At 46.3% G+C, this 12,074-nt stretch carries 11 protein-coding genes; all 11 read right to left on the reverse strand.

From position 1 onward, the window contains the following. Positions 1-228: 228 nt before the first annotated feature. Complete coding sequence (locus tag BM241_RS02905) at positions 229-1,224, reverse strand: ABC transporter ATP-binding protein (protein ID WP_025747202.1); 996 nt, start codon at positions 1,222-1,224, stop codon at positions 229-231. Continuing rightward, the gene (locus BM241_RS02910) at positions 1,217-2,200 is read right to left on the reverse strand and encodes an ABC transporter ATP-binding protein (protein ID WP_092281992.1); all 984 of its coding nucleotides are present in this window, start codon (positions 2,198-2,200) and stop codon (positions 1,217-1,219) included. The genes BM241_RS02905 and BM241_RS02910 overlap by 8 nt, the downstream gene beginning before the upstream one ends. 1 nt (position 2,201) lies before the next feature. After that, the gene (locus tag BM241_RS02915; protein ID WP_092281993.1) at positions 2,202-3,083 is read right to left on the reverse strand and encodes an ABC transporter permease; all 882 of its coding nucleotides are present in this window, start codon (positions 3,081-3,083) and stop codon (positions 2,202-2,204) included. Continuing rightward, positions 3,080-4,066, reverse strand: coding sequence for an ABC transporter permease (locus BM241_RS02920; RefSeq protein ID WP_025747205.1), 987 nt, complete (start codon positions 4,064-4,066; stop codon positions 3,080-3,082). The genes BM241_RS02915 and BM241_RS02920 overlap by 4 nt, the downstream gene beginning before the upstream one ends. Positions 4,067-4,091: 25 nt before the next feature. Beyond that, positions 4,092-5,966 (reverse strand): ABC transporter substrate-binding protein, encoded by a 1,875-nt coding sequence (locus BM241_RS02925; protein WP_025747206.1) that lies wholly within the window; start codon positions 5,964-5,966, stop codon positions 4,092-4,094. 126 nt (positions 5,967-6,092) lie between these two features. Then, positions 6,093-7,133: a LacI family DNA-binding transcriptional regulator gene (locus tag BM241_RS02930; protein WP_025747207.1), complete on the reverse strand. Its 1,041-nt coding sequence runs from the start codon at positions 7,131-7,133 to the stop codon at positions 6,093-6,095. Between the two features lie 267 nt (positions 7,134-7,400). After that, positions 7,401-8,060 (reverse strand): MgtC/SapB family protein, encoded by a 660-nt coding sequence (locus BM241_RS02935; RefSeq protein WP_242948234.1) that lies wholly within the window; start codon positions 8,058-8,060, stop codon positions 7,401-7,403. A gap of 141 nt (positions 8,061-8,201) precedes the next feature. Continuing rightward, entirely contained in the window at positions 8,202-8,975 is a 774-nt protein-coding gene (locus tag BM241_RS02940; protein ID WP_025747209.1) for an alpha/beta hydrolase, read from the reverse strand. A gap of 295 nt (positions 8,976-9,270) precedes the next feature. Next, positions 9,271-9,792 carry a YhcN/YlaJ family sporulation lipoprotein gene (locus BM241_RS02945; RefSeq protein ID WP_092281995.1) on the reverse strand — a complete coding sequence of 174 codons (522 nt, stop codon included), beginning with the start codon at positions 9,790-9,792 and terminating at the stop codon, positions 9,271-9,273. A gap of 108 nt (positions 9,793-9,900) precedes the next feature. Beyond that, a complete protein-coding gene (mtnA, locus tag BM241_RS02950) occupies positions 9,901-10,980 on the reverse strand; it encodes an S-methyl-5-thioribose-1-phosphate isomerase (protein WP_092281996.1) in 1,080 nt (359 codons plus the stop codon). 98 nt (positions 10,981-11,078) lie between these two features. Continuing rightward, on the reverse strand, positions 11,079-11,858 hold the full coding sequence (locus tag BM241_RS02955; protein WP_025747212.1) for an S-methyl-5'-thioadenosine phosphorylase: 780 nt from the start codon (positions 11,856-11,858) through the stop codon (positions 11,079-11,081). Between the last annotated feature and the right edge of the window lie 216 nt (positions 11,859-12,074).

Here is a 12,074-nt window from a genome sequence, read left to right on the forward strand (position 1 = left end):
CAACTACTGCTATTGCTGCATCTACCGCCTTTTGTGTCCTTTAGCTCCTATCCCCCTTTCTTCTTCGTTGTGCCCTATCATGTAAATACATAAACAGCATGGTGATTGCTGAAAAGCACACTGAAAGCAAAACCAGTACCAGTTCTAACCCTGTGCTCCTGAAAAAGGCTAGCCAAATTGTTGCCAGTACCATCACCAGTATCGAGGAGAATAAAGTTATTCTATATTTCATATAACCCCATCCCTGTTGCAAAAAACATGGCACGCTATTTCGTGGTTTTGCTCCACCGGTACAAGTTGTGGATCTCGTTCTAAACATTTTTCGATATAGTAATTACATGCATGGGCAAAGGGGCACCCTTTGCTGTCAGGTGTCCTTATTGGCACTGCATAAGACCTCAGCTGTTCCACCTGCCTGTTTCTAGCCAGCTCCGGATCGGCAACTGGGCTGGAGTTGATGAGCACCCTAGTATAAGGATGGAGCGGATTGTCAAGCACCTTTGTGCCTTCTCCCTTCTCTACTATCTTGCCCCCGTATAGTATGGCCACCTCTCCCTTTTCATAGGTAAAGTACTTTGCTGCTCCAATATCATGTAAAACCAATACCACAGCTATATTGTACTGGTCATTTAAATCTTTAAAGAGCTTAATTATGGAAGCTCTGAGCGACATGTCAATCATACTTATTGGCTCATCGGCAATTATTACCCGGGGCTCAGTGGTCAATGCCCGCGCAATAGCAAGCCTTTGGCGTCCGCCACCTGACAGATGGTGCGGATACTTATTGAAAAAATACTCCGCAGGAGTCAGTCCCACCATCTCCATCAATTCCTTGACTCTTTTTCTGAGGTCTTTACTCTTCAAACCATGTGCATATCTTAGAGGATCCGCTACTATATTGAAAATAGTTTTTGCCGGGTGCAAAGAGCTGTAAGGGTCCTGATGCACATATTGTACACTGCCCCGCAAGAGGCGCTTTTCTTTTTTGCTCATCCTGCCTATGTCCTGCCCAAACCACAAAACCTGCCCCTCTGTAGGCCATTCCAAATCGGCCATTATCCGAGCCAGAGTGGTTTTGCCCATACCGCTTTCACCTACAATAACCAGCCGATCCCCTTCGGTTATTTTTAAATCTATACCGCTGAGAACGAGCTTGTGAGACTTTCTCAAATACCCCCGCGAAAACACCTTGCTCACGTTTGAAACCTTTATTGCTTCATGCATCTTTTCTTCCTCCTTGGCTGTACAAGTGGCATGCCACCTGTGCCCCATCTTCCACCGTGATCAAAGGTGGCTTCTCTTTTTTGCATATATCCATCGCATGCTCGCACCTGGGATGGAACCTACATCCCGAAGGAGGGGTAAGCAGGCTTGGCGGTGCTCCCGGTATGGGTTTTATTTTCGACATATCGGCATTTATAGCCATTATAGACCCCAGTAACCCTTTGGTATATGGGTGCAACGGATTCTTGAAAATTCGAAACACCGAGTTGTATTCCACTATATTCCCCGCGTAGATCACCGCCACCTTGTCAGCAAGCTCTGCTGCTATGGCTATATCATGAGTGACAAATATAAGGGTTATATTGAGCTTTTTCTTAAGCTCCTTTAAAAGCTGCACAATATAAGCCTGGGTAAGAACATCCAGCGCCGACGTAGGCTCATCGAGTATTAAGACTTCGGGGTCAAGCAAAAGCGCCAGGGCAATCAGCACCCTCTGTTTCATGCCGCCCGAAAGTTGCATTGGATAGGAACACAAAACCGCATCGGGATTAAGCCGGACCATTTCTAATTTTTCCGATGCTTTTTGAATCAGCTGGTCATGATTCCAGTTTATGCGGTGTGCCTCTATGGTATCCTTGAAATGGTCAATAATCTTCATGGTAGGATTAAGCGACTGTTGGGCGGCTTGAGGCACCAGCGCTATCTCTTTCCACTTTATCCTGCGAAATTCTTCTTTTTTCAAAGCCAAAAGGTCTTTCCCCTTGTATAGCACCTTTCCCTCTAAAAGCCTCCCGTTTGGAGGCAACGTCCTGGTCATAGCCTCTATGATGGTGCTCTTGCCGGAAGCGCTCTCCCCCACGATGGCCGTCACTGAATTCTCCTGAACGTCGAAGGAGATACCATCTGCAGCCTTGATAGTCCCTTCTCTTACAAGATATACCGCTCTTAAGTTTTCCACCTTTATCAATGAATTCAACTCATTCATTCCCCCTAACCCGCGGATTGAAAATTTCTTCTATGCCCTGCGATAGCAGTATCCCCCCGTATATCAGCAATACTATATTAAGTATTACAAAAAACAAATAGTGGAACCCCTGTGTGGTATAAAGGGCCCCCGCCTGATACAGCGCATAGTTCAGCATAATACCCCAGTGAGTAGGGTCAAATTTAGCCAGTCCCAGAAACATAAGTCCTACCGAAAACTCCATAGCGCCCTTTATCTGCATGACAAAATTTATGAAAATATACGGTATCAACAGCTTCACGATATCATTGAAAAGTATATATCTAAGGGGCATATTGAGTATATTGGATGCCTCAATAAAATCTCTCGTTTTAATGGATAGTACCTGGGCCGATATCTGCTTAGCCAACGGAGCCCACAGCCAAATGGCAACCAATAAGGCTATTTGCAACACGTTTAAGTCTTTATCCATAAATATGGCAGATAGGATAAGCAACGCCGGGAAAGACGGAATCACCAGAAAAACCATTATTATGACATCTATTATCTTCCCAGCAATGCCTTCCAGATAACCTCTCGCCACGCCAACTATTGTCCCTATTAAAACAGCTAAAAAGCTGGCAAGCAAGGTCAGGGAAATAACCGCTCTGGAGCCATGGACAATCTGCTGGAATATATCAACCCCAAAATAATCGGTACCAAATGGGTGTTTCAGCGAAGGCTTTTGATACCTCTCTGCAAAATTTGAGTTCATATTCAAGGGCACCACCGAAGCACCCACTGTTGCCATCAATATATACATAAGCAATATGATTAACCCGATAAGGGACTTTTTGTTTCTAAAAAGAGGATGGATATAGTCATGATAGAAGTTCGTTAAGCTTTCTTTCGTCATTTCAATTTCACCCTCGGATCAATTAATGAGTATACAAAATCCGCAATAAAGGTAGCCGCTATCACCCCTATTACGATTAAAGTAAACAGCCCTGTTAGTAAACCAAAATCCCTAACCGCAATGGCCTTACCAAAGTAAAACCCTATACCTGGATAATTGAAGATGGATTCCACTAACGTGTGCCCTCCTAGCATATACCCCACGCCAATTGCCAGGCTTGCTACCAGAGGCAATACCGCATTGTTGCGAATGTACTTTTTAGCAATCACGGAGTCTCGTAGACCCCTTATCTCCGCAAACCTTATGAAGTCCTCTTCCATTACCTGAGAGGTATTACCTCGCATGGCCAACGTCCATGATGCCATTTGGGGTATGGCAGTTGCAAGCATAGGCCCTAATGCATGCAAAAACATCTTATATATAAACTCAAAAGAAAAAGAGGGTTCAACGTCAACAGGATAAGCCCCACCCAAAGGCAGCAACCTTAAAGTCACCGAAAATACAAACAAAATTAATACCGCCAGGATAAAAGGCGGAATAGCCTGAATGATGCTTGATACAGTCGAAATAATCCACTCTATCACGGTGCCTCGTTTCTGGGCAGCAAGGGCTCCCAAAAATATTCCCACTACAAAGCTTAATAGGGTGGCAAGCGAAATAACAAAAATGGTCCAGGGCAATGACTTTGATATTATATCGTTCACGCTGGTGTTATAAAAGGCAGAATACCCAAGATTGCCCTTTAAAAGGTTGGACATAAATTTGCCATAGCGAGTAAGCAATGACTCATCAGGGTCAATGCCCATCATGCTGCGAGCTATTTCCAATGCTTGCTCTATCTGCATGTTCCTCTGTTGGGCAATAGAAACAGCCAGGCCATAAGCGGGATCGCCTGGCATGTTATTGACCAGCACGAATATCCCGCTTACGGCTATCACAAACACGGCTAAAAGATATATAACCCTGTTTATGACGTAGTTCATCGGTATACCTCCGAAAATTTTTTGTCTATTTGGCTGCTGGAGCTAGCTTTCCTGTACCAATCAGCAGATTGTATATCCGTTCGATTCCGCCTGGTGCCAGAGACCACACGGCGTCCTCAACAGCTGGCCATCCTTCAATTCTATGTCCGTCATTGTAGTAAATGGGCAATACTTTTTCGTATAGGGGTATTACCGGCAAATATTCATTGGTGATATAGATAAGTTGCTGGATTATCTCCTTAGCCCTTGCTTCATCGTTACGCAGATTCTCCTGTAGTTCCAGCGTCAGGTCATAAGGCGAAAGCTCACCCCACGGAGTTGAGTATTTCTCTTTTGCCGGGAATTCGGTGATTTTAGAAACGTCGCCATTGTACAGCCTTTGGTAACCCGTCAGAGGATGAGGAAACCCCCACCATGCTGAACCGAACTCTATGGCCGCATCATAATCCCCGCCCCGCATAACTTGGTCTCTCATGCCCTCGGGGATTATCTGCATCTCCACTTTAAATCCAAAGTTGTTGAGCTGCTGGACCACCTCTCTTGCTGCCAATACCCAATCGTTATGAGGCCCATACACCGACAGCGTAAAAGCCACGGGTTGACCATTGGGCTGATACCACGTATTCCCTTGTTTCTTGTAGCCAGCATCAAGCAATATCTTCTCAGCTGCAGCAACATCAGCAGTATATTTTGTGAGCTTCTGGAGCGTATCCTGCTCTACCCACTGCTCTTCCATGCTCTTTAATATTCCATGGGCGTATTCTCCATAGCTGTTTGCCTGCCATACCGACACGTCTCTTACCTTGTCTTTCTCAAGTATATGAGCTATGGCCTTTCTTAAATTCACGTCCTTAAACAGCGGCCTTCTGAAATTGAATACCAAAGCTATGTCTGAAAGGTCGGACACCGTAACAATCTTTAGGTTTGGATTGAGGGTTGAAAGCTGATCCACCACATCTTTGGGCATGCTTGGATGTGCTGCATCCACCTCACCGGATATAAGAGAAGCCCATACAAATTCATTTGAAGACCATTTCTTGAATATGACCCTGTGTATCTTCATTTGCGAATAGGTCCAGTGGTACTTATTTGCTTCCAGCGCCATTTCAGACTGAGTAACTTTCACAGGTGCAAAAGCCCCAACAACAGGTAATTTGCCCAATTTGTTAAAAGGCGCAAAGGCGTTTATCTGCTCCCTCAATTTGTTGGCTTTCTCATCATATTCAGACTTCATATCCTCGGGTATTTCTTGCCCTTCCACTTGCTTGTAATATATCTGTCTACCCAGTTCTGCCACTTCTTTAGCCGCTTCAGAAAAGTCCCCGTAGACATGAGCTGGTGCAAGAGAAGCAATACCACCATCGGTTAGCAACGTATGAAGGAAAGAAGTGCTCCTTAGAGTGAAAACGACAGTGTAATCATCGGCAGCCTCTACGGCTTCAATCTCGTAAGGCCATTGCCAAATAGCCTGGATAAAGTTTACGGTATTTACTACATCCTTGGATGTAAAAGGCTCTCCATCGCTAAATTTGGCGTCCTTTCGCAAATGCACCGTTACCTTATTGCCATCAACATCCCAGCTTTCAGCCAGGCGCGGTATATATTCCCCTGTTTTGGGAATATAATAAGCGAAAGGCTCATAGGCAAACCACCAGGCACCGCCTATTCCACCCGCACCAAACGGGTTACCGTGAAATGGATAAGGCCAATCTGCAGCAAGCCTTAACTCTCCAGCCTGTTTATTATCCTGTGATGCACCCCCCGGCTTGTCCTCTTCAGGCTTGCCCTGTTCGGTTTGTTGAGGTCCCTCCTGTTTTGGCTGACCTCCCCCGCATCCGGCAAAAACGCTGACCATAAATAATACAACCATAAGCAATGCAACCCACTTTTTAAGCAACATTGTAAAATCCCTCCTGCAAAAATTATTTTTTATATTCTCCAGGCAAAAGTTCTGCCCAGCAAAGCACTTGTCCACTAACCCTGCAATATAATAAAACGAAAAAGCAGAAGAGCCCTGATAATGCCGTCAGACGCTCACAACTTGGTCCATCAACTCCTTCACCGACTCCCTTTCTATGAGGCTTACTTCTATACATATATGCTTACACTTTTCTCCAGGGTGTTGCATGATATATAAGAGCCTTTTGACCGCTTCCGCTCCCATAAGCTCCTTGTTCACATGAATGGTGGTCAGTCTAGGTGTCACCATATTACATACGTCGATGTCATCAAAACCGATTATGGAGATATCATCCGGAACTTTGATGTTCAATGCATTCAATGCATTGTACAGCGTAATAGCAGCATTGTCGTTGGAACACACCCAGGCAGTTGGCAGTTTATTCAATTTAGAGATAATGTTAGCTACCTGTCCATAATTCTTATCTAAAACAAGCTTCTCTATTCCTTCTAATACACAATACTCCAGGTCAACTTTTAGCCCCACATTTCTCATTCCCTCATTGAAGCCCAACCATCTCTCTTTAAAGCTTAAAGAATAATCTATCTCGCCAAAAAAGCCTATCTGCCTGTGACCTTTTTGAACTAGGTATTGCACTGCTCTGTAAGCGCCAACCATGTTCTGCGTCAAAACAGCATTGGTGGTAACTGTAAGCGATGCGTGATCCACCAGAACAGTAGGAAGGCCGTATTCCAGTATCTTTATCAAGTGCTCATCTCTGACAGTCCCCACTATTAAAATTCCTGAAACTATCTGCAAATTTAAGGGTACTTGAAAATTACTTGGATTTATAAAATTGACCAAAACGTCATAACCAGACTTTTTGGCTTCATTCTCGATCCCCAAAATTACCTTTGTGTAAAAAGAGGTGTCGCGAAAATTCCGTTCTTCAATCAAAAGGCAAATGCTTTTAAAAGAACTCTTAACAGCAAAGTTTGAATTTACACTAAAATAGCCGAGGTCTTCAGCTGTTTTCAAGACTATTTTCCGCGTCTCTTCGCTTACACCTTTTTTATTGTTTAGCGCTAAAGAGACGGCATTCACTGAGAGATTCAGCTTTTGTGCAATATCTTTCATTGTGACTTTTTTTCTTCTTACCTTTGACAAAGTAAACACCCTCGTCAATTTATACCGCTTTTTCGTTGGCCCTCTTCTACCTCTTCTATAACAAATTATAAAACATATTGCTTGTAATGTCAAGCTAAGATCGCTTTAATTTATAGTGCATTGTTACTTGATATTTAAATATAAAGAAAATTTTTTTGATTAAAAAAAGAGGGCTTTTTCAGGTTAAAACGATATAAATAACATTACACGACCCAAAAAAGCCCTCGATTTCCAATATAGCCCTCAAAATCGAATCCTCACTCCCCTTTAATCCTCCTCTGTATAAATCTCAACCCCTTCTACCGTTTTTAGCTCTTCCATCAATTCCTCTCGTTTCATACCACGGGGAAGCATCACATAAAACTTGGTTTGAACCCACGGCTCGTCGGTGGGTTCTATTTTTATATCCCTTATCTGAACGTTCAAGCGCCCCATACACTCGGTCACTTTCGCAATCTGGCCCGGAACGTTTCGTATGTCAAGCTCAATCTCCTCTATTTCTAATCTCTGTTTAAGAAACCTTTCCATCTTTTTGAGCAGTATCAATGTAACATATGCCAGCACTGCGACAAATATGGACACGCCGTACAGGCCGGCGCCCACCGCCAACCCGATGCACGCCACAACCCACAGGCTGGCAGCAGTGGTTAGACCGCGTACTCTGGCCTTATCCTTGAGTATGGTACCGGCCCCCAGAAAACCGATGCCGCTTATGACCTGGGCGCCCAGCCGAGCCGGATCCAGATTGACTATGTCATGATACAGCCTGAACAGGTGCATTGACGTGACCATTACCAGCGTAGAGCCCATGCAAACCAGCGTATGAGTCCGAAATCCAGCAGGCCTGTTTGTAATCTCTCTTTCCAGCCCCACAAGCCCGCCCAGTATCATGGCCAAAACCAGCTTGAAGACATCCTCCCAAAACATAGTTCCACTGCACCTCGCCATACAAACCAGTGCACTTATACATTGATTTGCATGGTTGGGGTATTTATAATCCGCCCTCTAGAGCTGCTCCAGCCCCAACAGGCGGTATTTGGAACAGCCCAAACAAAGCCGGGATACAATTCACGCATGGCTTTTTAGAAACTCTACCGTCTTCTCAATTACTTCCTGTTCCCACTCCCATTTATTGAACGTGTGATCAGCTCCCTCTATCACGTGCAGCTTGGCTCTATCTCCATATATTTCCAGATATCTGTAGGATGTCTTGAGAGGCACAGCTTCATCCCTGTCTCCGTGTAAAATCAATACCTGTTTGTCATAAGGAGCGGCTATTTTAAATATGTCCAGGGATTGAACATCCTCCACAAAAGCTTTACCCACAAGGTTTCCGCCCAGGTCAAAGTACTCCATAGAGCTTATATCGATTCCTGCGGCCTCAATCTGCTTTATCCTCTCCTGGATAAGCTGTCCCATATTGCCGGCCGGAGCCCACAGGCAAAGAGCGGCAATGTCCTGCGGATGGCGCCCTGCCAGCATGCTGGCCACCGCACCGCCCATGCTCAAACCCACGGCAAAAATCCTGTTTGTGTCCACAAACTCCAGGCTTTTAGCATAGTTTAAAATCGCTTCAGCATCGTCAAGCTCCCCTGACAGCGTCATGTCCTTGAACTCTCCATCGCTCTCACCGCTTCCCAAAAAGTCAAACCTTAAACTGGCGATACCCGCCTGCTCAAGCCTCCTCGACAGCTTGACAAATATAAAGTGCGGTTCCATCTTGTTGCCGGTAAAACCATGGAAGATTAAAGCCACCGGAAGCTTTTCAGAGGCGCCTTCGGGCTTGTGCAGCATTCCCCTCAACGTCATCCCATTTTTATGTAACTCAACAGCTTTTTGCATAAACGCATACCCCCTATCTTTTTGTTAATCCTTAAATGATATTGTTGTTTTAGTAAAAGTATACTATATTTCCCTGGTAAATTACTATAATTTGGTCGCATTTTTTATATTTTACTGTATAACTTGCAGTACAGGAAAAGCATCGACGTAATACATCGATGTCAGATATCAGCGTAAGCTGAGCATGACCGTCAAGCAATAGCCAAATCAGCTAAGCGAAGCGGCAATTTGGGCCAACCAGTACAAGCCGGCATTCGTTAAAAATTAAGGAATAGGGCTTTGAAAGCCCTATTCCTCACTTGGGCTGTATCCTGTTGAGCAGCTCATTGATCTCCTTGACAAAGGCCGACAGTGGCCTGCCCCGACCTATATCCCTGAAAATATCCTGTATACGGCTTACCATGTCAGGATCGGCGGTAACAGCTACTCTATTAATCCTGGTATCGGTCCTTTTAACCACCTGATCGATCTTTTTCTTTATCTCGTCGGTCATTTTACCCTTATACTGCTCGCTGAACTGCACTCCTATTATGGCGGTATTGCCGCTTATGACACATGTGGCCGACTGGATCTCCTTAAGGTCAGCCACGTTATCGGCAATACGGCGTGCCCTGTCTACATACTGCCTGTTGTCAACCCGGGTGGGCGTCACATTGGGCGCAGGCGGCGTAGTGGGCGTTCTGGGTGCAGTCCACCTGGTTGCACGCGGCACGTTTTCGGTGCGCTGCCGCGGCACAGGCCTTTGCGTACAAGCAACAACAAATATTAAAACCAGTAACATACAGACAAACAAAACAAGGGACCTTCTTAATTTCATAGTTATCGCCTCCTTGTTTTTAGTTTGCCTGCTGTACTGGTTTTTATTTGATGAAATATAATGCAACCCTGTATAAAGCTGCTACACTTTAAAAGTCACACTTCAGTCTCATTTTGAGTTTTTATTAACCAACTTTTCCAAATTTTGCTTGTAAGGCGGATATACAATTCCACGATCAGTGATTATAGCAGTGACATATTCGTTTGGCGTCACGTCAAAAGCCGGGTTGGCCACTTTTACCCCGTGAGGCGCAATCCGTATTCCACCTATATGGGTGACCTCGCGCTCGTCCCTCTCTTCAATGGGGATGTCCTCACCGCTATCCAGCGAAAGGTCAAGGGTGGACACCGGAGCCGCCACATAAAACGGAACCTTGTTCTCCTTTGCCAGCACCGCCAGGGTATACGTGCCTATCTTGTTGGCCACATCGCCGTTGGCGGCAATCCTGTCAGCCCCTACGATGACGGCCGATATGACGCCCTTTTTCATGAAATACCCCGCCATGCTGTCGGTGATCAGGGTAACCGGAATGCCTTCCTCCATCAGCTCCCAAGCCGTCAGCCTTGCCCCCTGCAGATAGGGACGGGTCTCATCGGCATATACCGAGATATTTTTGCCCGCCTCATGGGCCGCCCGTATCACCCCTAGGGCGGTGCCGTAGCCTACAGTAGCCAGCGCACCGGCATTGCAGTGCGTGAGCACCACATCGCCATCCTTCAAAAGCTGCTGGCCAAAGTAGCCTATCCTGCGGTTTGTCTCAACATCCTCCTGTGCCATCTTGTCAGCCTCTTTGAGCAACATATCCTTGATATCGCCGACTGACCTGTGCTTGTTATCAAAGGCCACCTTCAGCATCCGCTCTATGGCCCAGAAAAGGTTGACAGCTGTGGGGCGGGTATTTCTGAGCACCTGCGCCACCGCTTCAACGTGTTTGAGAAACCCTTCCACATCATCGCCCTTGTATTCGGCAGCGCCCAGCACCATCCCGTAAGCCGCCGAAACGCCAATTGCGGGAGCTCCCCGCACTATCATATCCTTTATTGCCCTGGCCACATCGCTGTAGGTATAGCACTCCACATACTTCTTCTCGTGTGGGAGAAGGGTCTGGTCCAGAAGGCAAAGTCTATCGTTTTTCCACTCAATAGGCCTGATAACCGGTCCCTCCTTATCCTTGTTATCTTCACCCATGCGTCTGTACATCTGCTGTGCCACGGTTTTAAGCTATGATTCTGCAAGTTTAATTTGCCAAATCCGAGCATTACAGGGTTTCTCATTAAAAGATCAAATCACTTGCAGCAGTCACACTCGACATTCACATCCATCTTCTCAATCATGGCCATTATGAGGTTCCTCACTTTATCGTTATTCTCCTTGAAGACCCTAAAGACCTCTCCCTCGGTCACCGGCGCTATATCGTCGCGCCCTTCAAGCCCGGCATCGTAATCGGTGATGAGCGCAATGTTCACATAGCACATGCCCAGCTCCCTTGCCAGGATCACTTCGGGGTACTGGGTCATATTTATGACCTCCCAGCCCATGCTGCTGAACCAGCGGCTCTCTGCTTTGGTCGAAAACCTGGGGCCTTGTATAACGACCACCGTACCACCATCGTGGATGGTTATGCCCTGCTCTCTGCCAGTCTCCACTGCCAGCTTGCGCAGCCTGTGGCAATAGGGATAGGCGGCGCTCACGTGCCTCACCACCGGCCCCTCAAAAAACGTGTCCTCCCTGCCCCATGTCCTGTCGACAAACTGGTCGCACACCACGAAATCTCCGGGCTTGATGTGGGGCTGCAGGCTGCCCGAGGCGGTGGGCGCGATGATCTGCTTGACCCCCAGCTCCTTCATGGCATACAGATTTGCCCTGTATGGAATCCTGTGAGGCGGGTATCTGTGGTCCTTTCCGTGCCTTGGGAGAAAAGCTACCCGCTTGTCCCCTACCCTGGCCAGGGCGATCTTATCGCTGGGCGCCCCGTACGGGGTAGGTACTGTTATCTCCTCCACATCCTCTAAAAAGGAATAAAATCCTGAGCCACCGAATACTCCTATATCAGCCCTGTATTCCATATCATCTGCGGCGCAAAGCCTCCAACCCGTGTCAGCCTGGATCTGCTGCAAACCACCGCCATGGCCTGCCCAATTGAAAAAACATATACAAAGCTCACAGGCCATGACGGCATCATCCTGCACACCACGGGTTGGAATATAAAGCACCTTCCTCCTTTCTTTTTAAAAATTTTAAACTTTTGTTTTTCTGTTCAGCGCAAGCTTGTTTGAGAAAAC

This window comes from Caldicoprobacter faecalis, assembly GCF_900115765.1.
Classification (GTDB): Bacteria; Bacillota; Clostridia; order Caldicoprobacterales; family Caldicoprobacteraceae; genus Caldicoprobacter; species Caldicoprobacter oshimai.

Bases quoted from the DNA above. Each gene is read 5' to 3' on its own strand.
- BM241_RS02945 (WP_092281995.1), bottom strand. From the start codon at position 9,792: ATGAAATTAAGAAGGTCCCTTGTTTTGTTTGTCTGTATGTTACTGGTT.
- BM241_RS02935 (WP_242948234.1), bottom strand. From the start codon at position 8,060: ATGTTTTGGGAGGATGTCTTCAAGCTGGTTTTGGCCATGATACTGGGC.
- BM241_RS02905 (WP_025747202.1), bottom strand. From the start codon at position 1,224: ATGCATGAAGCAATAAAGGTTTCAAACGTGAGCAAGGTGTTTTCGCGG.
- mtnA (WP_092281996.1), bottom strand. From the start codon at position 10,980: ATGGGTGAAGATAACAAGGATAAGGAGGGACCGGTTATCAGGCCTATT.
- BM241_RS02940 (WP_025747209.1), bottom strand. From the start codon at position 8,975: ATGCAAAAAGCTGTTGAGTTACATAAAAATGGGATGACGTTGAGGGGA.
- BM241_RS02920 (WP_025747205.1), bottom strand. From the start codon at position 4,066: ATGAACTACGTCATAAACAGGGTTATATATCTTTTAGCCGTGTTTGTG.
- BM241_RS02915 (WP_092281993.1), bottom strand. From the start codon at position 3,083: ATGACGAAAGAAAGCTTAACGAACTTCTATCATGACTATATCCATCCT.
- BM241_RS02925 (WP_025747206.1), bottom strand. From the start codon at position 5,966: ATGTTGCTTAAAAAGTGGGTTGCATTGCTTATGGTTGTATTATTTATG.
- BM241_RS02955 (WP_025747212.1), bottom strand. From the start codon at position 11,858: ATGGAATACAGGGCTGATATAGGAGTATTCGGTGGCTCAGGATTTTAT.